Origin of the sequence: Kordia sp., from assembly GCF_965224175.1 — a bacterium.
In the GTDB taxonomy this organism is placed as follows: Bacteria; Bacteroidota; Bacteroidia; order Flavobacteriales; family Flavobacteriaceae; genus Kordia.
The window spans coordinates 4,420,079-4,444,651 of the sequence record NZ_OZ245041.1 but is presented as its reverse complement, the minus strand read 5'-3'; the positions used below and the strand labels follow the sequence as shown (position 1 = coordinate 4,444,651).

Below are 24,573 nucleotides of genomic sequence, written 5' to 3'. Positions count from 1 at the left end.
ATGAAATTAGACATAGTTACAAAAACAGAAACACTCGACGTCCAAAAAACGATTATTTCCAAAATAAGAGATCTAATCAATTTAAAAAACTTAGAGCCAGGTGACAAGCTTCCATCGGAACGCATGTTATCTGAGAAGTTTGAAGTCACACGTAGTAATGTCAGAGAAGCAATTCAAAAACTAGAGTTTTATGGTTTACTAAAATCAATTCCGCAAAGTGGAACGTTTGTCGCAAATATTGGAGTTACTGCAATGAACGGTATGATAGAAGATATCTTACGCTTAGAAGAACCAGATTTTAAATCGTTAGTAGAAACAAGGATTTTATTAGAATTAAAAACAGCACGTTTAGCTGCATTACGAAGAACAGATAATGATCTTCTTAAAATGAAAGAAGCTCTTGACGCATACACTGAAAAAGTACTTAATGGTGAAGATGCTGTACAAGAAGATTTACTATTTCATCTTGCTATTGCTAAAGCATGTGGAAACAGTACCATGAATACATTCATGTTAATTATTACACCAGAAATTATCACAAATTTTGAAAAATATCATGTTTGCGACGGAGATCAAGCACAAAAAGGAATCCAAGAGCACACAGAAATATATGAAGCCATTAAAAATCAACAACCACAATTGGCTAAACAAAAAATGAAAGAACACTTTAAAATGTTATATCAGTATTGTTATAACATATAAAAAACACAGTCAATCTTGAAAATGCACGAATTCAAAATTGACATAAAATATGGAGGGAACGTAATTTTATAGATAGAAACGTAACACACTTTTCTTCACAATACAATTACACTTACAATACAGAGCAAAGTTGCTCAAACAATCAACATACAATCATTTGTAATCACAAAGGTTGTGTGGTAGAAGCAAAAAATTATGAAAATCAAAGGTCTTAGATGGTGGATTATAGGCTTGGTATGCCTTGCTACCATTATTAATTATATCGATAGGTCTGCATTAGGAATAATGTGGCCAGAAATGAGTAAAGATTTAGGACTCACCAAACAAGATTACTCTTGGATCATAAACATCTTTACCATTACATACGCTGCTGGTAAGTTTATCTCAGGTAAAGTATATGACAAAGTAGGAACAAAAATTGGTTTTGTCTTATCAATCTTTTTCTGGTCGTTAGCATCTGTATTACATTTCTTTGCCAAAGGAGCTGCTTCACTAGGAATCTTTAGAGGTTTACTCGGTGTTGCCGAAGCTGGAAATTGGCCAGGAGCAGTAAAAAATAATGCCGAATGGTTTCCTATCAAAGAACGTGGTTTAGCACAAGGAATTTTTAATTCTGGAGCTGCTATCGGTTCTATTGTTGCTGCACCAACAGTCTCAGAATTATTTGGAGTATATGGTTGGCGTATCACTTTTATTATTATTGGTGTGCTAGGTTTCTTGTGGATTATTCCATGGTTAATCTTCAATAAAACACAGCCAAAAAATCATCCATGGATTACAGAAGAAGAAAAAGAACATATAGAGTCTGGACGATTAGAAAGCAGAAAAAATATAGAAGACGATAAAAGTCTGAGCGTTTTAGAAATACTCTCAAAAAAAGAATCTTGGGGCGTTATTGCATCTCGATTCTTTATAGAACCAATCTGGTGGTTATTTGTCTTTTGGATGCCAATTTATCTCTTTGATGAATTTGGATTCAATGTCAAAGAAATAGGGCTGTACGCATGGTTTCCATATGTAGGAGCTATGATAGGAAGTCTAGCTGGCGGATGGTATGTAAAACAATTAATGAATAAAAACAGTCTCGATAAAGCAAGAAAAAAAGTAATTGCTATTGGTGGTATCATCATTTTCATTGCAATTATTGGCGCAATACTCTTTGCTGATACTCCAGAAAAGTTTGTCTCTTTTGTATTTGTAGTATTATTTGGATTTCAATTTTCAATTAGTAATATCCAAACAATTCCGAGTGACTTACTCAACGGAAAATCAGTAGGAACTCTTGCTGGTTTAGGTGGAAGTATTGGAGCCGTTTCTGTAATTATTATGAACTGGTTGATTCCTATCATTACTAAAGAATCGTACACACCTGCATTCATTATTCTGGCAATATTAGCTCCACTAGCTGTATTGTCTATCTACCTATTGATTAAAGAAATAAAACCTATAGAAAACAACATAAAATAAATAACAAAACTAATCATATCATTATGAGCAAATTAAATGGAAAAGTAGCAATCATCACGGGAGCTACTGGTGGTATTGGTTTCGAAGTAGCAAAAAGATTAGGAAACGACGGATATACCGTTATTTTAAATGGAATTGATGATGCTAGCGGAGCTGAAAAGCTAAAAAAACTAACAGACGCAGGAATTACAGCCGAATATTATGGTTTTGATGTTACAAAAGAAGATCAAGTAACAGCAAACATTACTAAAATCGGTGAAAAATATGGTAAAATAGATGTGCTAGTAAACAATGCTGGTGGATTAGGCGGAAGATCTCGATTTGAAGAGATGACAACTGAATTCTATCGCTTTGTCATGGCACTAAATCTTGATTCTGTATTCTATGCTTCAAGAGCCGCAATACCGTTCTTAAAAAAAGGTGAACATGCAACTATTATCAACTTTACCTCAAATGCTGGATGGACAGCTGGCGGACCTGGCGCAGGAATTTATGGAACTTCCAAAGCTGGAGTACATTCTATCACAAGAGCTTTAGCAAAAGATTTAGCTGAATATGGCATTCGTGTAAATGCAGTATCTCCAGGTACAATTGACACACCATTTCATGCGCAAATCAAATCTACGAAGCCAGAAGTATTCGCTTCTTGGGCAAACAATATCTTATTAGGTAGATTAGGTCAGCCTGAAGATGTTGCTTCTGTAATATCATTCTTAGCGAGTGCTGATGCAGCGTTTATCACTGCAGAAACCATTCAAATTGGTGGTGGACAAGCTTTAGGAATATAAATCGTATTTTTAAAAATCTAAACCTAAAACTACATCTGCATAAAATGTATGCTGTAAATGAGTCAATTACTTCAGGACAAGTCCATGAAGCATTGAACGGAAACAATTAAAAACATTTCGACGCAAACGTCGGAGCATTTAAATCTCGAGTATCGAGTAAGTAAAGAATGAAAAAAGTAGTCACATTTGGTGAAATCATGTTGCGACTGTCCACAGAGCGATTTTTACGATTCTCACAGTCAAAATCATTTAATGCAATGTATGGTGGTGGCGAATTCAATGTTGCAGTCTCATTAGCAAACTTCGGAATTGCTAGTGAGTTTGTAACACGATTACCTAACAATGAAATTGGAACGTGTGCCTTAATGGAAATGCGCAAGCGAAATGTGGGTACAAATCATATTCTATTTAGTAAAGACCGACTCGGAATCTATTTTTTAGAAACTGGGGCTGGCACACGATCCAGTAACGTTGTGTATGACAGAGCGAATAGCGCTATGGCAAATTTGACAAAAGGAACCTTCAACTGGAAAGAAATTCTAAAAGATGTTTCTTGGTTTCACTGGAGCGGAATTACACCAGCCATTTCACAAGGCGCTGCAGACGAATGTTTGGAAGCAATCAAAGCAGCACATGAGCTCGGAATTACGATTTCATCCGATTTAAATTATCGTGCAAAACTCTGGAAATACGGGAAAGAACCACATGAAATCATGCCTGAAATGCTTCAATATAGTAATATCATTTTAGGCGATATAGATACCGCATATTTTATGTTGGGTGAAAATAAAGTAAATCCAAACTATCAAAATGTAAAATCATTGCCAAAATTGTATGATACAGTGTTTGATCTCTGTCCAAATTTACAAACGATGGCAACTACACTTCGTTATTCGGTAAGTGCTTCGCATCAACGTATTGGCGGTATGTTATATGATAAAAAAAATATTTATGATGCTGATATTAAAGAAGTAACACCTGTAGTAGATCGTGTTGGAAGTGGTGATGCCTTTATGGGAGGATTAATTTATGGATTGATAGAACACGAAAACGACAAGCAAAAGGCTATTAATATTGCGGTAGCATCTTGTTGTTTAAAACATACCATTTACGGTGATTACAATCTGGTGTCAACCAAAGACATCAACAATTTTTTAGCAGGAAACAGTAACGGAAAAGTATCTAGATAAAATGGCAACATTTACACGTATAGAAGTCGCACAAACCATGACAAATACAGGATTAGTTCCTTTATTTTATCATCATGATATAGAAATAGCCAAGCAAGTGGTAAAAGCTTGTTACGATGGTGGCGCACGTTTGTTAGAATTTACAGCTCGCGGTGATTTTGCACATGAAATTTTTGGAGATTTAAACAAATATATTCGTCAAGAATTGCCAGAAATGATTTTGGGAGTTGGTTCAGTGACAGATGCTGCTTCTGCGTCTTTATATATGTCGCTTGGCGCAAATTTTATTGTAACACCAGTATTACGTGAAGATATTGCAACAGTATGTAATCGAAGAAAAGTATTGTGGTCGCCTGGATGTGGTTCGTTGACCGAAATTGCAAAAGCCGAAGAACTAGGTTGTGAAATCGTAAAATTATTTCCAGGAAGCATCTACGGACCTGAATTTGTAAAAGCCATCAAAGCACCACAACCTTGGACCAATATTATGCCAACAGGCGGCGTCTCTCCTACTCTTGAAAATTTATTAACATGGTTTACAGCTGGTGTCACTTGCGTTGGAATGGGTTCAAAGTTGATTCATAAAAAAGAAAATGGTGAGTTTGATCTAGAAAAAATAAAAACCTCAACACAAGAAGCGCTTGAAATTATAAAAAAAGTACGATCATGAATGTTGCTGGAGCTACCATAACACTTAAAGAATTATCACAACTTTCAGGATTTTCAATTTCTACGGTTTCCAAAGCACTGAATAATAAGTTTGACATCAGTCCTACTACAAGAAAAACAATCCAGAAAATTGCCTCAAAGCACAATTACGTTCCTAATAATTATGCTGTGGCTTTACGTAAAAAACAAACAAAAGCGATTGCAATTATTATCCCACAAATAAATACTACGTTCTACAGTTGCTTTTTATACAACATCGAAAAAGTAGCTTCTAAATACGGATATCGAATTTTATTGTTTCAATCTTTTGAAGAAACAAAACGTGAAAAAGAATGTTTAAAAAGTATCCATGATGGAAGTGTTGATGGTGCTATTTTGGTATCAAAAAACAACTTAAATTCTTCATCAGTAGAAAAATATAATAAACTTCCCGTAGAGTATATTCAACTATCCGAAAATCTTCAAGAAAAACAATTGAAGCATATGTGCATTACAAGTTTTTCTAAATTAATAACGTCTGTTTATTAAATACAAAATCAACTTAAAAAAAGTAAACTTTCTTTTTTTGAGTTAATACTCTTGTTTTCATATAGCTTAAAAAAAGAAAAAACTTCCTAAAAACACTACACTACAAGTGACAATTCACGGAATTAAGCCATCTACTTTTAGTATAATATATTCTCAGGCAGTATTTTAGCAACAGAAATACGTACATATAAAATATGACAAACACAAAGCGTGTGTTTCATACTTTCATTAACTTGGTGATAAATTAAGTTGACTCATTAATATTCACACTTTACTATTTCAAACTTGTGCGCTAATTTTAGTCCACCTATTTTTAATATAAAATACATGAGATACATTCTCTAAAAGTTATACAGACATTAAAACCGAACTATGAAGAAAAAATTACTTTTTACGCTTATCGTACTTACCGTAACTCTTGGATTTTCGCAAGTTCAATTTCAAGAACGAATTATTGTAGATGATACCTTTACCGCAAATAATGTTAATTCTGTTTTATCTGTAGATATAGATGGAGATGGAGATATGGATGTATTGTCTGCCTCTTTCAGTGATAGCAAAATTGCTTGGTATGAAAACACAGACGGACAAGGCTCTTTTGGTACTCAAAAAGTAATTACAACCAATGCAAATGGCGCTTCTTCTGTGTATGCTGCCGATTTAGATGGTGATGGAGATTTAGATGTATTGTCAACTTCATCCTTTGATCAAACTGTTGCTTGGTATGAAAACCTAGACGGACAAGGAACTTTTGGCGCACAACAAGTAATTGCTATTGATACAAATGCAATTGATTCACTAGCGATCACAGATATTGATGGTGATGGAGATTTAGATGTGCTTTTCCCGAACAGCTTCGAAGGCGGAATTATATGGCATGAAAACACAGATGGTGAAGGAGATTTCAGCGCACAATCAGTCATAGCTACCGATGCAAGTATTTTAGGAAATATCCATGCTGTCGATATGGATAATGATGGTGACATGGATATCGTTTCTTCAGCATTGTATGACAATAAAATAGCATGGCACGAAAATACAAACGGACAAGGTCTTATGGCTACCGAAATTGTTATTTCTACCGCTGTTAATGATCCACAATCAGTATTTACAAGTGATATGGATAATGATGGTGATATGGATGTTTTAACTGCATCACGACTTGATGATAAAATTGCTTGGTATGAAAATACAGATGGACAAGGAACTTTTGGTAAACAACAAATAGTGACTACAAATGCTGACAGTGCTGTAGTTGTATATGCAGAAGATGTAGATAGTGATGGTGATATGGACATTATTTCTGCTTCATCTAATGACAATAAAGTAGCTTGGTATGAAAATACAGATAGTGAAGGAACTTTTGGAGCCGAGCAAATTATTACAACAAATGCTGAGAATATAAAATCAGTTTTCGCTATAGATATAGATGGAGACAATGATATAGATATTATCTCATCTTCTTCTAGCAATGATTCCATTACTTGGCATGAAAACACAAATGGACAAGGAACTTTTAATGAAGAGTATATCATCATCAGTAATCCTGGATGGAACAAATCTGTGTATGCCGTAGATATTGATGGCGATGGTGATTTAGATGCACTTTCTGGTTCTGGCGGAAGCTTTGGAAACATTGCATGGTTTGAAAATACAGATGGACAAGGTTCTTTTGGTGCGCAAAAAATAATTACTACAAACATAGATGATGCTGAATCAGTATTTGCTGCCGATCTAGATGGTGATGGTGACATGGATGTACTTTCTGCCTCCTACGATGACGACAAAATTGCGTGGTATGAAAACACTGACGGACAAGGAACTTTTAGCGATCAGCAAATAATTTCAACTGGTGCTAGTAATGCACGATCAGTATATGCTGTAGATATTGATGGTGACAACGACATGGATGTATTATCTACATATTCTAGTATTAGTGAAGTTGTATGGTTTGAAAATACAGACAGTCAAGGAAATTTTGGTTCACGACAAACAGTTACATACAATGCTGACTTTTCACAATCAGTTTATGCTGAAGATATTGATGGTGATGGCGATATGGATATACTTTCTGCTTCTTCTAGCGATGACAAAATTGCGTGGTATGAAAATACAGACGGACTAGGCGATTTTGGTTCACAACAGATTATTACTACGAATGCAGATGGTGCAAGTTCTGTATATGCTATAGATCTTGATGGTGATGGAGATATAGACGTTCTTTCCGCATCACGAGGAGATGATAAAATTGCATGGTATGAAAATACAGACGGGCAAGGAACTTTTGGAGATCAACAAGTAATTACTACTAATGCAGACTTTGCAGTATCAGTCTTTGCGGCAGATATAGATAATGACGGTGATAATGATGTAATAAGTGCATCAAGTACGGATGATAAAATTGCGTGGTATGAAAACACAGATGGACAAGGAACTTTTGGTGTACAACAAATCATAGCAACAAATACAGATAGAGCTAGTGATGTATATGCTGCTGATATTGATAACGATGGAGACATAGACATTTTAGCTTCCTCACAAAACGACAATAAAGTAGTTTGGTTTGAGAACTTAGGTGAAGGATTCAATGAAGTAAGTGGTACAATCAGTTTAGATATAAATAATACAGGTTGTTCCACTAATAGTGAGCCAATGGCTAATGTTATGATCACTACAACAGATGGTGCTTCTACACTATCAACCTTTAGCAATACCAACGGCGTTTATCAACTATTTACAGACGAAGGAACATTTACGACTTCTATTGCTGGATTACCTAATTATTTTACGGCAAATCCTATGTCGCAAGCATCTAATTTTACTGGCGTTGGAAATACAGATACTGTAAATTTCTGTATTCAGCCAAATGGAGCTGCGAGCGATTTAAATGTAAGCATTTATCCTTCACTTGATGAACCACGTCCAGGATTTGACACTACATATCAAATTGTGTACAACAATATAGGAACCACTCAGCTAAGCGGTGATATTACTTTTGAATTTGACAGTTCTAAAGTTCAATTCTTAAATGCAAGTGAAACCGTAGCAATGCAAACTGCAAATACACTTACTTTCAATTTTACAAACATACATCCATTTGAAACTAGAACTATAGACTTAAATTTTAACGTATTTCCGCCGCCAACAACAAATATTGATGAAATACTAACGACTACTGCAATTATAAATCCTATTTCTGCAGATGCAACACCAGAAGACAATGTATTTACATTGAACCAAACAGTGATTGGTTCTTATGACCCTAATGATATACAAGTATTAGAAGGTGACCGAATTTTATTGGAAGATGCTGATAAATATTTACACTACATCATTCGTTTTCAAAACACAGGAACTGCATCTGCAATTAATGTGAATGTTGAAAATGTATTGGATCCAAACTTAGATTGGACAACCATACAATTGGAAAGCTTAAGCCATAGCGGAAGAGTTGAAATTACAAATGGTAACATGATAAACTTTGTATTTGACAATATCAATTTACCTGACAGCAATTCCGATGAACCAAACTCACATGGTTTTATCACTTATAAAATTAAACCAAAAAACACTGTTGCACTTGGAGATATTATCTACAATACTGCTGATATTTTCTTTGATTTTAATCCTGCAATTACAACAAATACAGTAGCTACAGAAATTGTAGATGCACTATCCGTTAATGAGTTTACTGATACTAACTTTTCAATCTATCCAAATCCAACAAGTACTGATCTTTTCATTAGTGGAAAAGAAAATATCAATACAATATCGATAAGTGATCTTACTGGAAAACTATTAAAAATGATAAAAATTCCTAATACTCAAACCAGTGCTACACTAAAAATGAGCAACTATCCTATTGGATTATATTTTCTTTCAATAGAAACTCAAAAAGGAATTTACACGCATAAAGTTATCAGAAAATAACAGCTAATCGCAAGAGAGAAATTAAAATTTCATAAAAAACACTTCAAAAAAAGAGCAAGTTTCAACTACGAAGTTTGCTCTTTTTTTAGATTATATTGTTTACACAAAAAATAATCATCAAAATAATAACGGAATAAAGTACATAAAAAAGAGGATTAACAAGGTGGCAGCTATGGTGTTTAAAAAGAAACCTGCTTTTACCATATCTTTTACTTTTACATAACCGCTCGCAAAAACTATCGCATTGGGCGGAGTCGCCATTGGTAGCATGAAAGCGCAACTGCTTGCCATTGTTACTGGAATTAACACATGAAGTATTGGTATATTTAAACCTATCGCAATTCCTGCAATTACAGGAGACAAAACAGCGACTAAGGCAACATTACTCATAAGTTCCGTCATAAATAACATTAAAACAATAAGTAATATTACAGTCATTAAAATACTGACATCACTTGTAGCGATAAAATTTGTGACGACAGCTACAATACCACTTGAAGACATTCCTTTTGCAAGGGCTAATCCGCCACCAAATAATATCAAAATTCCCCATGAAAGATTTTTAGTATCGTTCCATTGTAAAATAAATTCTCCTTTTTTCAAATTAAAAGGAACTACAAACAGCGCGATTGCACCAAGAATACTAATCATAGTATCTGTGAGTCCTAAACTAGGTATGAAAGCATTGATTAAAGTTCTAAATATCCAAAGTGAGACAATAACTCCAAAAATAACAAGTACCAATTTTTCTTTTCTCGAAGTCTTTCCTAGCTTTTTCAATTCATCATCAATAATTCCTTGAGAAGTTTTAAACACTAAACCTTTACTCGGAAATATCCATAATACTAAAATAAAATAAGCGATTGTAATTAAAATTATAGAGAATGGTAATCCAATAAGCATCCAGTTAAAGAATGAAATTTCTATCCCATATTCATTTTCTAACAATCCTATTAAAACTGAATTTGGAGGTGTTCCAATCACTGTTGCGATACCGCCAGCATTTGCAGAATAAGCAATTCCGAGCATAACTGCCAATGAAAAATTCCGATCTTTCTTTGTAAATCCATCTTCATCATTGATAAGCATTTTTATTACCGACATTGCAATAGGAAGCATTACTACGGTACTTGCTGTATTGCTAATCCACATACTCATAAATGCCGTTGCAATCATGAATCCTAAAATCACTCTATTGGGCGTTGTTCCTGTCTTTTTTATAATACTTAACGCAATTCTTCTGTGTAAGTTTACTTTTTCAATAGCTAATGCTAATACAAAACCTCCGAAAAACAGAAATACAATCGGACTTCCATAATTAGCACCTACATCTGCGATAGGCATTACTTTAAGTAACGGAAATAATAGTAATGGTAAAAGAGCAGTTACGGAGATTGAAACTGCTTCTGTAATCCACCAACAAACCATCCATAAAGCCAAAGCGATGACGGTATTTCCTTCTTTGGAAGCAAATTCCAACGGTATACATAAAATAATGATGAACAACGCTGGTCCTAAAAATAAACCTATTTTTTTTGATAGTGGGTAATTTTCCATAGCCGAATTTAAACAATAAACTTCACAAAATTGAGTAGATTTTTTCCACAATTTACAAATCAATGTATTTTAAGAATAATGAAAAACAATATTAAAACGATTACAAAAACACTGTAAATTTTAAAAATACGTTATCAAATACTTCTTTTTTTTAAGGCATTCATAAAATTTCAAGGAAAATCAGCTTTTTATGTATAATGTAAAACTATAATTTGTAGGTTTGCCCAATGATTATTCAAAATAAAATATACAATAGAAAACCCAGTTTGCGCTTACGCAATCGCCGCCGCTAATTCTTCAATCTAGCAGCTCATTTTCTATTCTGTAATTTTATTTTCATTTCTTGTATCATTTAATATTCATATCATTTTATCCAAACTTTGTTATTTTAACTAATAACAACTTTCCTGCACGCCGCTTTTTCACGCGCCGCCCGTAAGGGTACATTTTTATATTGGGAACTTCGGTGCGTCCAGTTCTTCTTTTCGAGATACATCAAACAAAATTTTAATCATTTTTAAATAAGCACAATGGAAATTGTCATTGCTAACAATTCACATAGCGTGTACGCTGAAACTATTTGTGAAACTATTCTACAAGCTGCTCAAGTAAGAGGAACAGGAATTGCTGAGCGAAAACCTGAATATGTCATCTCTAAAATGGAACAAGGGAATGCGGTCATTGCTTTAGATGGCGAAAAATTTGTGGGTTTCTGCTACATCGAAGCTTGGAGTCATGGAAAATTTGTCGCTAACTCTGGTTTAATTGTTCACCCAAATTACAGAGGAAAAGGTATCGCAAAACAAATTAAGAAAAAGGTTTTTGAACACTCAAGAACAAAATTCCCTAACGCAAAAGTTTTTAGTATCACTACAGGATTAGCAGTCATGAAACTTAACAGTGAATTGGGTTATAAACCTGTAACATTTTCTGAATTAACTGAAGATCAATCCTTTTGGAATGGCTGTCAAACTTGTAAAAACTTCGATGTCTTGAAACGGACACAACAAAAAATGTGCTTATGTACAGGTATGCTGTACGATCCAAATTCAAGTGATTCAAAACAAAAAACAAACAGAAATCAACTTGATCAAACTTCAGAAAACTCACAACTCAATTATCGAGTAAAAGAAAAGGTTTTTAAAAGATTAAAAAGTATCAAACAAACCTTGTTTTTAAAAAAAGATAAAAAATGAAGACTCAAAAAAAATTAGTGCTTGCGTATAGTGGCGGTTTAGATACATCATATTGTGCCGTGCATTTAAGTCAAGAGCAACATTTTGAAGTACATGCCGTAAGTGTCAATACTGGTGGTTTTACTCAAAAAGAAATAAATCATATTGAAGAAAACGCTTATAAAATGGGCGCTTCAACTTATAAAAATATTCATGCTGTTACCACTTTTTACGAAAAAGTAGTCAAATATTTAATCTTCGGAAACGTATTAAAAAATAATACATATCCGCTATCAGTCAGTGCCGAACGTATTGTGCAAGCTATTGAAATTATTGAATATGCAAAGAGTATAGATGCAAAATATATCGCGCACGGAAGTACGGGCGCAGGAAATGATCAGGTGCGTTTTGATATGATTTTTCAAACTTTAGCTCCCGAAATTGAAATCATCACACCAATTAGAGACCAAAAGCTAACTCGTGAAGAGGAAATTAATTATTTGAAAGCAAATGGTGTCAATTTGTCTTGGGAACAAGCAAAGTATTCCATTAACAAAGGACTTTGGGGAACAAGTGTTGGAGGTGCAGAAACCTTAACTTCTCATGAAAAATTACCTGAAGAAGCATATCCTTCTCAATTACAAAAACAGGAAACAGAAAAAATACAACTTACGTTTTTAAAAGGTGAATTAGTCGCAATAAATGGAAAACAGAATACACCTGAAATCAATATAGAAAATCTAAATACGTTGGCTTCAGCTTTTGCGATTGGAAGAGATATTCATGTTGGCGATACCATTGTAGGTATCAAAGGAAGAGTTGGATTTGAAGCATCAGCAGCTATTATTTCTATTAAAGCACATCATTTATTAGAAAAACATACACTTACCAAATGGCAATTGCAACACAAAGAATATCTCTCTAATTTTTATGGAATGCATCTCCACGAAGGGCAATACTTAGATCCTGTAATGCGTGATATAGAAAACTATTTAGAAAGTAGTCAAACAAACGTTTCTGGAGATGTTTTCATCACGCTAAAACCTTATCATTTTACACTAGATGGTATTCAATCTGCTCATGATTTGATGAATGCAAAATTTGGCAGTTATGGCGAAATGAACTCAGGTTGGACAGCTGATGAAGCGAAAGGTTTTATCAAAATTCTAGGGAATCAGAACAAAATATATCAACAAGTAAATTCAGTAGTATGATAAACATCGGAATCATTGGCGGTGCAGGTTATACTGCAGGAGAACTCATTAGATTATTAGTACATCATCCAAAAGTAAATATCAATTTTGTGTACAGTACATCCAACGCAGGAAACAAAATTAGTGATGTACATCAAGATTTAATTGGTACTACAAATATGTTGTTTACCAATACTATTAATACAGAAATAGACCTTCTTTTTTTGTGTTTAGGACATGGAAACTCAAAGGCATTTTTAACAACACATACGTTTTCAAAAAACACAAAAATTATAGATTTAAGCAACGATTTTAGATTGACAAATGATCAATGTTTTGGTGAAACATCTTTTGTATACGGGTTACCAGAGTTGCAAAAAGAAGTCATCAAAAAAGCGAAATACATTGCGAATCCTGGCTGTTTCGCTACGGCAATTCAATTGGCTTTGCTTCCATTGGCATATAATAATTTGTTACAAAATGATGTTCACATCAACGCGGTAACTGGCGCAACTGGCGCAGGAACTTCTTTATCAAAAACAACACATTTTGCATGGAGAGATAACAATTTTTCTTATTACAAACCTTTTACGCATCAACATTTAGGAGAAATTCATCAAACCATACAACAGTTACAAAGTGATTTTAATTCAGAAGTTAATTTCATGCCAAATAGAGGAAATTTTAGCAGAGGTATTTTCGCCACAGCGTACACCAAATTTGAAGGCAGTTTAGAAGAAGCTGAAATTCTATACAATCATTTCTATAAAGATGCATCATTCACATTTATAAGTACTAATCAAGTGCATTTAAAACAAGTTGTAAATACGAATAAATGTCTATTACACCTTCACAAACACGAAAACAAATTATTAATCACAAGCAGTATCGATAATCTTTTAAAAGGAGCTTCTGGTCAAGCAATTCAAAATATGAATTTGATGTTTGGCTTTGAAGAAACAGAAGGTCTACAATTGAAAGCTAACTTTTTTTAACAAAACATCATGAGTTTATTTAACGTATATCCAGTATTTAATATCGTTCCAGTATTTGCCAAAGATGTATTTGTATATGATGAAAACAATACAAAATATCTTGATTTATACGGAGGTCATGCAGTGATTTCTATTGGACATTCACATCCAAAATATGTAGCTTCCATTTCAAATCAGTTGCAAAAAATAGGATTTTATAGTAATTCTATTCAAAATCCATTACAAGAAAAATTAGCATCCAAACTAACAAGTCTTTCAAACTGCAAAGGATATGAACTGTTTTTATGCAATTCTGGCGCAGAAGCAAATGAAAATGCCTTAAAACTAGCATCATTTCATACACATAAAACAAACATTTTAGCTTTTAAAAACGGTTTCCACGGAAGAACCTCAGCAGCCGTAGCAGCTACAGATAATACAAAAATTGTAGCTCCAATAAACGCACAGCAGAAAGTAGACTTTGTGAATTTAGGAGATTTAGAAACTGTAGAAGCCGTTTTAAAAATAGGTAAAACATGTGCTGTGATTATAGAATGCATTCAAGGTGTTGGCGGTTTAGACGAAAGTACGACAGCATTTTACCAAGGATTGGAAATTCTCTGTAAACAATACAATACATTACTAATTGCTGATGAAGTACAGGCTGGTTTTGGAAGAACAGGCGATTTTTTCTCGTTTCAAAAACATTTGATCACACCAGACATTATTTCTATGGCAAAAGGCATGGGAAATGGTTTTCCGGTAGGTGGAATTTTAATTCATCCAAAAATTAAAGCTTCTTATGGTTTATTAGGAACCACTTTTGGTGGAAATCATCTAGCATGTAGTGCTTCTTTAGCAGTACTAAACATCATAGAAACTCAAGAATTGATGAAAAATGCTAGTGAAATTTCTGAGTATTTTCTAGCGCAAGCAAACAAACTCTCCAAACTTAAAAACATAAAAGGAAGAGGTTTAATGTTAGGCTTAGAATTTGATTTCCCTGTAGCAGAATTACGTAAAAAACTCATTCACAAATATCATATTTTTACGGGAAGTGCTGCCAATCCGAATGTACTGAGAATATTACCGCCTTTAACAGTTACAACACAACATATCGACATGTTTATTGAAGCACTAGAAAAAGCATTAAAATCAACATAAAATTTACTTAAAAACAGACTCACTTTCGTGAGGAATGAACATGAAAAAATATACTACTATTTCCGATTTAACGAACATACCTGAAACGATTCAGGAGGCAATTCAATTGAAAAAAAATCCATTCTTACACAAAGATTTAGGCATCAATAAAACATTGATCATGCTGTTCTTCAATGCAAGCTTGCGAACGCGTTTAAGTACTGAGAAAGCAGCAAAAAACTTAGGAATGGATGTGATGATTTTAAATGTAACTGACGCTTGGAACTTAGAGTTTACCGAAGGTACAGTAATGAATTTAGATTCATCCGAACATGTAAAAGAAGCAGCACAAGTTATTTCTCAATATGCTGATATTATTGCTCTCAGAGCATTTCCAAGTTTAAAAAGCAAGGAAAAAGATAATTCCGAATGGATTTTAAATAGCTTTCTAAAACATGCCACAGTTCCTGTTGTAAATATGGAAAGTGCAACCATGCATCCGTTGCAGGCTTTGGCAGATGCTATCACGATTGAAGAATTAAAAAGGAAACAAAAACCCAAAGTTGTTTTATCATGGGCGCCACATCCAAAAGCATTGCCACAAGCCGTTGCAAATTCGTTTGTAGAAATGATGCAACAACTAGATGTAGATTTAAGTATTACACATCCAAAAGGGTATGAACTGAACTCAGAAATCACTAAAAAAACTCCTGTTTACCACGATCAAAAAGCAGCTTTAGAAAATGCTGATTTTGTGTACGCTAAAAATTGGAGCAGTTATGAATCGTATGGAGAAGTATTGCTTCAAGATAGCAATTGGATGCTTACAAAAGATAAAGTAAAAAATACAAAATTCATGCATTGCTTACCTGTAAGAAGAAATGTGGTTGTGGAAGATGCTGTGTTAGACAGTGAAAACTCTGTAGTCATTCAGCAAGCAGAAAATAGAGTGTATTCGGCTCAAGTTGTATTGAAAAAAATCTTGGAAAAATTGTAGTTATGAAAACATTAAAAATTGTAAAAATTGGTGGACATATTATTAATGATGATGCAGCTTTGAATGATTTTTTAGATAATTTTTCACAAGTAACTTCCCCAAAAATTTTGATACATGGCGGAGGAAAATCGGCTACTGCCTTAGCTCAACAAATGAATATTGAGGTAAAAATGATCAACGGAAGACGTATTACAAATGCTGAAACATTAGACATTATTACCATGCTGTATGCTGGGAAAATCAATAAAACAATCGTTGCCAAACTGCAAGCCAAAAACACGAATGCTATTGGTTTTTCAGGCGCTGACGGCAATAGTATTGTTGCGGTAAAGCGTTCTACAGAAACAATTGATTATGGATTTGTAGGGGACATTCAAAAAGTAAATATTAAACATCTAAAAATAGTATTAAATAATAATATTACACCTGTTTTTTGTGCAATTACACATGATAAAAATGGACAATTACTAAATACAAACGCAGATACCGTTGCTTCTGAATTGGCAATTGCTTTCGCGAATGATTATGCAACAGAACTCTATTATTGTTTTGAAAAAAACGGCGTTCTAAAAGATGTGAATAATGACAGTTCTGTGATTGAAACCATTGATTCTAAAAACTATCCTGTTTTACTTAAAAATAACATCATTGCAGATGGAATGTTACCAAAACTCACCAATTGTTTTCATGCAATACATCACAGCGTACAAAAAGTACACATAGGAAAATCGTCTATGATATTAAATAAAAACTTGAAACACACAACCATTCAAAAATGAAGCATCCAGAATTAACAAACGAAGCTATTGCTTTACTGAAAAAACTCATTGAAACACCTTCATTTTCCTCTGAAGAACAAGGTACTGCAAAGCATATTGAAAATTGGTTTCAGCAATATCAAATTCCTTTTAAACGAACTAAAAATAATATTTGGGCAACCAATCTATACTTTGATGAAAAGAAACCGACATTATTACTAAACTCTCATCATGACACTGTAAAACCAAATAACGGATATACAAAAGATCCGTTTAGAACTACGGTAGAAAATGGAAAACTATACGGCTTGGGAAGTAATGATGCTGGCGGATGTTTAGTGTCACTCATTGCTACATTTACTCATTTTTATCATCAAGCAGATTTGCAGTACAACCTTGTTATTGTCGCTTCCGCAGAAGAAGAAAGCAGTGGCGAAAATGGTTTAAATAGTATGCTTTCCATCATACCAAAAATTGATGTCGCCATTGTTGGTGAACCTACATTGATGCAATTGGCAATTGCTGAAAAAGGTTTGATTGTGTTTGATGCTACCGTAACGGGAACACCAAGTCATGCCGCACATCCAAATACAGATAATGCTATTTATAATACTATTGACGTTTTGAAATGGTTTCAAGAATTCTCTTTTAAAAAATCGTCTGCTGTTTTGGGAGATGTAAAAATGACCGTAACACAAATCAATGCTGGAAAACAACACAACGCCGTTCCTGCTAATGTAAATCTAGTTGTAGATGTTCGTGTGAATGATGCATATACGAATAAAGAAATTGTTAGTATTCTTCAGAAAAAAGCGCCTTGTTCTGAAATCATTCCGAGAAGTTTACGGTTAAACTCCTCCTCTATTCCTAAAAAACATCCACTTGTACAAGCAGGAATAGCATTAGGCAGAGAAACCTATGGTTCTCCTACACTATCAGATCAAGCAGTATTATCGTGTCCTTCTTTAAAATTAGGACCTGGCGATAGTAGACGTTCGCATACGGCTGATGAATTTATTTATTTGAATGAAATAGAAGAAGGAATTGATCTGTACATTAAAATATTAGAAAAAATACTATAAAATTGAAAATACATGAAACTTTGGGATAAAGGAATCGATATAGATAAAAAAATTGAAGCATTTACCGTTGGAAACGATCGAGAAATTGATCTACATATTGCTCAATACGACATCCTAGCGTCAATAGCACATGCTAAAATGCTAGAAAAAATTAATATCATTACAGCAGAAGAATTACAACAACTTTGTGAAGGATTGGAAACGTTACTGCAACAGGTACATAACCGTACTTTTGCGATAGAAACACAATTTGAAGATGTACATTCTAAGATTGAGTTCGAGTTGATTCAAAAATATGGTAATGTTGGAAAAAAGATTCATACGGCGCGTTCTAGAAACGATCAAGTTTTAGTTGCACTACAGTTATTCTACAAAAATAATCTGAACATTATCATTGCGCAAACACAAACATTATTTGACACACTTTTACAGTTAGCAGATACACACAAAGAAGCTTTATTGCCAGGTTATACACATTTACAAGTTGCTATGCCTTCTTCTTTTGGTTTATGGTTTTCTGCATATGCCGAATTGTTAGTTGATGATGTATATGTATTGCAAGCAGCTTTAAAAACAGTTGATCAAAATCCGTTAGGTTCTGCTGCTGGATATGGAAGTTCTTTTCCTATTGATAGAGCATTTACTACAAAAGAATTAGGTTTCAATACTTTAAAATATAATGTCGTAGCCGCACAAATGAGTAGAGGAAAAAGCGAACGAACTGTTTCAATGGCACTAGGAAGTTTATCTAATACATTAGCGCGATTTGCGATGGATATCTGCTTATACATGAGCCAGAATTTTAACTTTATTGCGTTTCCGGATACCTTAACAACTGGAAGTAGTATTATGCCGCACAAAAAAAATCCTGATGTCTTTGAGTTGATTCGTGGAAAATGTAATAAGGTTCAAGCATTATATACTGAAATGCTACTCATTACCAACAATTTACCAAGTGGCTATCATAGAGATTTTCAACTTCTAAAAGAACACATGATTACAGCTTTTGAAGATTTAAAAAATGTATTGGAAATCTTCAATCATTCTATTCAACAAATTCAAATAAAAGAAATCGACTTTAGCGATGAAAAATACAAATACCTTTCTACTGTAGATAGTATTAATAATTTAGTTATGGAAGGCGTTTCTTTTAGAGAAGCTTATCAAAAAATAGGGAAACAAGTAGAAGATGGAACGTATGCTGTAGAAACTTCTAAAAGACATACACATATTGGAAGTATACATAATTTACATCTTGATAAAATCAAAGAAAAAATGTTATCAACAGAAATAAACTAAGTTTTAAGGTATAAGTAGTAATACTAATTTTACTTATTTTTGAGAATCAATTCTAATTATTTGATTATTTCTTTTGGAAAGACCTAACAACATTGCTGACTTGGATAAATCCATTGTTGTCTTACCCTTCAAAAATATGAGCGGTGATGCCAGTTACGATTACTTTTCTGATGGTATTACCGAAGAAATCATCAATGCACTATCAAAAATTGAAGGACTAAAAGTAACCGCTAGAACGTCATCCTTTGCATTTAAGGACAAACATACCGATATACGAATCATAGGAAATGAACTAGGAGTTACAAATGCCGTAGAAGGCAGTATTAGAATCGCAAAAGATAGAATTCGAATTTCAACTCAACTAACACGTACAGATAATGGATTTTTGTTGTGGTCAGAAAAGTTTGACCGGCAATTAGACGATGTATTTGAACTACAAGATGAAATTAGCTTACTAATAGCTGATAAAATCCGAGAAAACTTCGGACATATTGATATTGATGAATCACTTTCAACCATACATACGCAAAACTTAAAAGCCTATCAATGGTATCTTAAGGGAAGACATTACCAGTTGACATGGAATTTGGTTAATATGGAGAAAGCCATAGATTTCTATAAAAAAAGCGCTACTATAGACACTAATTATGCAGATCCATTAGTAGCTATTGGTTGGTGCTATGTTATTATTGGTAGTTGGCAACATATAGATAGAACAGAAGGTTTAAAAAAAGCAAATGAGTATCTCAAAAAAGGTTATGATTTAAATGCTAATTCATACATGGGACATTTTGCAAAAGCGACCATCAGTTTCTGGGGAAATTGGGAATTCAAAAAAGGATATCAAGAACTCATAGAATGTCTAAGTATCAATCCGTATTTCAGTGAAGCCAATGAAGCTTTGGCAGAATTATACACCGCAAACGGTTTGTTTGATGAAGCTCTAAAAGAAACGGAACATATTTTAAAAATAAATCCTCTATCACCAAATCACTATTATACTAGAGGAAATATTTTTTATTTAACAGGAGATTATGATACAGCCATAAAATGTTTTGAAAGTTCCTTAAAAATCGACAAGACTTTTGACTTAAGTAGACATCTAAAATTGGCTTGTTTTATTTTCAATAAGAAGAAAAATGAAGCTATCTTATTTGCTAAAACCTTTCTTAGTGACAAATTTGTTGTCATTATTGAAGAAATATATAATGCGGTAATCAATCAGCAAATCATTACTTATAATGAGTTTCTCTTATCTGATGAAGAGAATCTAATGGTTTGTTGGGACTTATACTACTTAATTTATTGTGATAAAACAGAAGAAGCTTTAAACCGTTTAGAGATCCTGGTAACGGAAAGAATAGGTCAAGTAATAAATTTTCAGTTTGATCCTTTTTTCGAACCTTTAAGACATACAAGCAAGTATAAAAAATTGATACACAGTATTGCAGCTACGAATGAAATTAAAGCATTGTTTCTGCCTGAACCAAATGTAAATACATCATTGATATTTACTGAAGATGAATCATCTAAATTATTGTCTGAACTAAACGAGTTATTACAAACCTCAAAACCTTTTTTAAACTCCGAAATCTCTTTACGTTCATTAGCTAAACAATTAAATATCAATCCTAATAAGCTCTCAAAATTTATTAATGATACGCTACAAACAAACTTCAATGAACTCATCAATGGACATCGTTTAAGTTACTTTAAACATATAGCTATACAACCAGAGAATAAACATCTAACGATATTAGGTTTAGCGTATGAAAGCGGATTCAATTCTAAAACCGTTTTTAACACCTTCTTTAAAAAAATGGAAGGTATTACACCAAAAGCTTGGTTAAAAAACAGAACATAAAAACGCACTCACCTTTTTAAATTTTTCATTTTCTTTTCTTCTTAAGGTCTAAAAAGTTCCGAATCTCACTTTATAAGTTCTGAATCTCATTTCAGAACGATTGTCTTTTTATTTCGTCACACATTTGTACTGTCAAAATTTATAAATCAACTCAGTACGAGTAAAAAAACGAACAGTTATGTTACACCTAAAAACAACAATCAAATTACTCACAGTCATTTTTTTTCTACTATTAAATACTTCATGTGCTAACGATGATGATGCGATTTTAGAAAATCCATCACCTACAAACATTCAAACGCAAGAAGATTTAACAGCATACTTACAGCAAGTTTTAAATACGAAAGAAATTGCTGGTTTTGCCATTAATATTGCACTCAATAATAATGTATCTTACAGTAAATCCTTTGGTTTTCAAAACATTCAAGATAGCCAAGATTTTAGTAATGAAACCATCATTAATATTGCTTCGTTAAGTAAAACCTTTGTTGCGGCTGCTACAGCTAAAGCCATAGAACAAGGTTATTTCACTTTAGAAACACCAATTAATGAACTACTTCCTGTTGCTGTTATCAATCTTAGAAATCCTGAAGCAGTCCTAAAAGTAAAACACTTAGTTACACATACCTCTGGAATAATTGATGATCCAAATACCTATCTTACGACAAATTATTTTGTATTGCCAGGACAAAATATGTCTACTAATGGTGCAACTATTCTAACAGATGCATTAGGTCTTCAAGTAACCAATCCTGAACCTTTGGACGATTACTTAGCAGAATATTTTTTGGAAGATGGTGCGTTGTATGGTGAAACGAACTTTTTAGACAGTGTGCCAGGTACTACATGGTCGTATTCAAATGTAGCAACAGCATTAATGGGTTTTGTAATCGAAGCAGCAACAGCACAAGATTTTGCATCCTACACAAAATCAAATATTATGGAACCACTACAAATGATACATACTACATTTAATATATTGGAAGTAGATTTACAACAAAATGCGATTCCTTATTTGGATAAAAACACACCTTTACCATTCTACGGAAATCACGGATATCCTGAAGGTAGTATTCATACATCAAACACAGAATTGAGTTATTACCTATTAGATATGATGAAAGGAATCCAAGGACAGTCTAATACATTATTTCCTAATGAATATTATCAAATGTTATTTACAGAGCAATTAGCATCTGGAGTAGTTCCTAGCTTCTTTGCGGAGAATCATGGAATATATTGGTATAAAAAGGACAATAGTTGGATGCATGGAGGAAACAGTCTAGGTGTATCAAGTCATATGGAAATTAAAGAAAATGGAAGTACTGGCTTTTCAATTATTGCAAATATGGATGCTACATTTTCAGAAAACACCCAAAAATGGGAAGAAGTACTGCAATTAATAAAAGAAGGCATACAACAATACATTCAAAATAATTAATCAACCAAACTCTATAAACATGTCTTTAAAAAAAGAAAACAAAATGGTTCTTCTGGCAGGCGCAACTGGCTATTTGGGACATCATATAGCGCAAGAAATGCAGCATAGAGAACTTTCTGGCAGATTAATTGCGCGTGATCCTAAAAAACTGAATAACCTTGAATCTTCAAGATTACACGTTGTGAAAGCAGAAGTTACAAAGCCAGAAACGTTACATGGTATTTGTAAAAATGTAGATACTGTAATATCTACTATTGGAATTACACGTCAAAAAGATGGCTTAACCTATATGGATGTTGATTATCAAGCAAATCTAAACCTAATGCAAGAAGCGCAAAAAGCTGGTGTTCGTAAATTTATTTACATCTCTGTTATTAATGGAGATAAACATCGCGATTTAAAAATTACAGCAGCAAAAGAAGCTTTTGTAGATGCATTAAAAAAATCAGGTCTTGAATATACCATTGTTCGACCAAATGGGTTCTTCTCGGATATGAAGGATTTCTTAGAAATGGCTAAAAAAGGAAACGTATTTTTATTTGGTAATGGCGAACAATTGATGAATCCGATTCACGGAGCAGATCTCGCTGAAGTCTGTTTGGATGTCATACATAATCCTATAAAAGAAATTACGATAGGCGGTCCAGAAATACTGACTCACAATGAAATAGCTAAAATGGCATTTGAAGTCAATCATAAAAAACCAAAAATTCTACATTTACCAGATTGGATACGCCAACTTACCATTTGGATCTTGAGAAAATTCACATCTGTAGCAACATACGGACCTATTGAATTTTTTCTAACATTAATGAAAGAAGATCATATAGCACAACGTTACGGACGTCATAAGCTTAGAGATTTTTATCTGACAGAAGTTGAAAACGCAACATGAATGATGACTTCGCTTAAAAGAATCCTAGTAGATTCTAAATAAGTAATCTTTATATAGTTATTGTACGTAAAAACTTAAACATAATAAGTTTCCCCAAACTTACCTTCCTAAATCTTTACGACTGTATTCTTCTTTTAAGCAGTGTAAACTCTCTTTAATTTTTAAATTTTCAAAACAAATTTAACGCAACATAGTTGCATTATTAAATTATTCATAATTTTGTAACTCAATTAACTAAGGAAAAACTGAATGGATAAAGAACAAATTGAGTTATTAGGAGATAATCATATTGCTTCTAGTGTAGAAACACCGTTACGACCTGATGCATTTGAAAAATCTGATCAGGAGAAGATTAAAAATATTCAAGAATATTTTGGACTAATTATGCAAGAATTGGGACTTGATCTTACAGATGATAGTTTATCAGGAACACCATATCGTTTTGCTAAGATGTATGTAAAAGAATTGTTTTATGGATTAAATCCTTCAAATAAACCAAAACTTTCCACTTTTGAAAATAAATACGAATATGGAAAAATGTTGGTGGAACAAAACATTACTATTGATTCAGCTTGCGAACATCACTTTTTACCAATTGTAGGACACGCGCACGTAGCATATATTCCTAAGAAAAGAGTTATCGGACTTTCAAAAATCAATCGCTTGGTTGATTATTACGCGCACAGACCACAAGTACAGGAGCGATTGTCATTACAAATTTTAAAAGATTTACAAAATGATTTAGAAACTGAAGATGTAATTGTAATGATTGTTGCCAAACATTTATGCGTTTCTTCAAGAGGAATAAAAGATAAAAATAGTTTTACAACAACTATTGAGTATAGTGGTAGTTTTAAAAACGATCAAAAACGACAAGAGTTTCTAGATATTGTTACAAAGACCTCTATATAAATACTAAAA

At 33.3% G+C, this 24,573-nt stretch carries 20 protein-coding genes; 19 read left to right on the top strand and 1 reads right to left on the bottom strand.

Going from position 1 to position 24,573, the window contains the following annotated elements; all coding sequences use genetic code 11:
* From ACOQOS_RS19225 to ACOQOS_RS19195, 7 genes are all read left to right on the top strand, one after another.
* Window positions 1-702, top strand: a complete 702-nt coding sequence (locus ACOQOS_RS19225) for a FadR/GntR family transcriptional regulator (protein ID WP_420572099.1) — start codon at window positions 1-3, stop codon at window positions 700-702.
* 195 nt (window positions 703-897) lie between these two features.
* Window positions 898-2,169 carry an MFS transporter gene (locus ACOQOS_RS19220; RefSeq protein ID WP_420572098.1) on the top strand — a complete coding sequence of 424 codons (1,272 nt, stop codon included), beginning with the start codon at window positions 898-900 and terminating at the stop codon, window positions 2,167-2,169.
* 23 nt (window positions 2,170-2,192) lie between these two features.
* Window positions 2,193-2,957 (top strand): SDR family NAD(P)-dependent oxidoreductase, encoded by a 765-nt coding sequence (locus ACOQOS_RS19215; RefSeq protein ID WP_420572097.1) that lies wholly within the window; start codon window positions 2,193-2,195, stop codon window positions 2,955-2,957.
* Window positions 2,958-3,124: 167 nt separating this feature from the next.
* Window positions 3,125-4,147, top strand: a complete 1,023-nt coding sequence (locus tag ACOQOS_RS19210; protein WP_420572096.1) for a PfkB family carbohydrate kinase — start codon at window positions 3,125-3,127, stop codon at window positions 4,145-4,147.
* A gap of 1 nt (window position 4,148) precedes the next feature.
* The gene (locus ACOQOS_RS19205) at window positions 4,149-4,817 is read left to right on the top strand and encodes a bifunctional 4-hydroxy-2-oxoglutarate aldolase/2-dehydro-3-deoxy-phosphogluconate aldolase (protein ID WP_420572095.1); all 669 of its coding nucleotides are present in this window, start codon (window positions 4,149-4,151) and stop codon (window positions 4,815-4,817) included.
* Window positions 4,814-5,344, top strand: a complete 531-nt coding sequence (locus tag ACOQOS_RS19200) for a LacI family DNA-binding transcriptional regulator (RefSeq protein ID WP_420572094.1) — start codon at window positions 4,814-4,816, stop codon at window positions 5,342-5,344. Before ACOQOS_RS19205 ends, ACOQOS_RS19200 begins: the two co-directional genes overlap by 4 nt.
* Before the next feature lie 372 nt (window positions 5,345-5,716).
* Entirely contained in the window at window positions 5,717-9,274 is a 3,558-nt protein-coding gene (locus tag ACOQOS_RS19195; RefSeq protein ID WP_420572093.1) for a T9SS type A sorting domain-containing protein, read from the top strand.
* A 117-nt stretch (window positions 9,275-9,391) separates the two neighbouring features.
* Here ACOQOS_RS19195 and ACOQOS_RS19190 read toward each other — a convergent pair whose 3' ends face one another.
* Window positions 9,392-10,831, bottom strand: coding sequence for an SLC13 family permease (locus ACOQOS_RS19190; protein WP_420572092.1), 1,440 nt, complete (start codon window positions 10,829-10,831; stop codon window positions 9,392-9,394).
* 530 nt (window positions 10,832-11,361) lie between these two features.
* Between ACOQOS_RS19190 and ACOQOS_RS19185 the strand changes: the two genes are divergently transcribed.
* The 12 genes from ACOQOS_RS19185 to folE all read left to right on the top strand — a co-directional run bounded on the left by ACOQOS_RS19185 (window position 11,362) and on the right by folE (window position 24,564).
* Entirely contained in the window at window positions 11,362-12,027 is a 666-nt protein-coding gene (locus ACOQOS_RS19185) for a GNAT family N-acetyltransferase (RefSeq protein ID WP_420572091.1), read from the top strand.
* Complete coding sequence (locus tag ACOQOS_RS19180; protein ID WP_420572090.1) at window positions 12,024-13,220, top strand: argininosuccinate synthase; 1,197 nt, start codon at window positions 12,024-12,026, stop codon at window positions 13,218-13,220. Before ACOQOS_RS19185 ends, ACOQOS_RS19180 begins: the two co-directional genes overlap by 4 nt.
* On the top strand, window positions 13,217-14,194 hold the full coding sequence (gene argC / locus ACOQOS_RS19175; RefSeq protein ID WP_420572089.1) for an N-acetyl-gamma-glutamyl-phosphate reductase: 978 nt from the start codon (window positions 13,217-13,219) through the stop codon (window positions 14,192-14,194). Before ACOQOS_RS19180 ends, argC begins: the two co-directional genes overlap by 4 nt.
* Before the next feature lie 9 nt (window positions 14,195-14,203).
* Window positions 14,204-15,337: an aspartate aminotransferase family protein gene (locus tag ACOQOS_RS19170; RefSeq protein ID WP_420572088.1), complete on the top strand. Its 1,134-nt coding sequence runs from the start codon at window positions 14,204-14,206 to the stop codon at window positions 15,335-15,337.
* 40 nt (window positions 15,338-15,377) lie between these two features.
* Window positions 15,378-16,313: an acetylornithine carbamoyltransferase gene (locus tag ACOQOS_RS19165; RefSeq protein WP_420572087.1), complete on the top strand. Its 936-nt coding sequence runs from the start codon at window positions 15,378-15,380 to the stop codon at window positions 16,311-16,313.
* Between the two features lie 2 nt (window positions 16,314-16,315).
* Complete coding sequence (argB, locus tag ACOQOS_RS19160) at window positions 16,316-17,092, top strand: acetylglutamate kinase (RefSeq protein ID WP_420572086.1); 777 nt, start codon at window positions 16,316-16,318, stop codon at window positions 17,090-17,092.
* Window positions 17,089-18,153, top strand: a complete 1,065-nt coding sequence (locus tag ACOQOS_RS19155; RefSeq protein ID WP_420572085.1) for a M20 family metallo-hydrolase — start codon at window positions 17,089-17,091, stop codon at window positions 18,151-18,153. The genes argB and ACOQOS_RS19155 overlap by 4 nt, the downstream gene beginning before the upstream one ends.
* Before the next feature lie 12 nt (window positions 18,154-18,165).
* Entirely contained in the window at window positions 18,166-19,452 is a 1,287-nt protein-coding gene (argH, locus tag ACOQOS_RS19150; RefSeq protein ID WP_420572084.1) for an argininosuccinate lyase, read from the top strand.
* 100 nt (window positions 19,453-19,552) lie between these two features.
* Entirely contained in the window at window positions 19,553-21,316 is a 1,764-nt protein-coding gene (locus ACOQOS_RS19145) for a helix-turn-helix domain-containing protein (RefSeq protein ID WP_420572083.1), read from the top strand.
* Between the two features lie 178 nt (window positions 21,317-21,494).
* The gene (locus ACOQOS_RS19140) at window positions 21,495-22,757 is read left to right on the top strand and encodes a serine hydrolase domain-containing protein (RefSeq protein WP_420572082.1); all 1,263 of its coding nucleotides are present in this window, start codon (window positions 21,495-21,497) and stop codon (window positions 22,755-22,757) included.
* A 19-nt stretch (window positions 22,758-22,776) separates the two neighbouring features.
* The gene (locus tag ACOQOS_RS19135) at window positions 22,777-23,652 is read left to right on the top strand and encodes an SDR family oxidoreductase (protein WP_420572081.1); all 876 of its coding nucleotides are present in this window, start codon (window positions 22,777-22,779) and stop codon (window positions 23,650-23,652) included.
* A 249-nt stretch (window positions 23,653-23,901) separates the two neighbouring features.
* Window positions 23,902-24,564 carry a GTP cyclohydrolase I FolE gene (gene folE / locus ACOQOS_RS19130; protein ID WP_420572080.1) on the top strand — a complete coding sequence of 221 codons (663 nt, stop codon included), beginning with the start codon at window positions 23,902-23,904 and terminating at the stop codon, window positions 24,562-24,564.
* Window positions 24,565-24,573 lie beyond the last annotated feature (9 nt).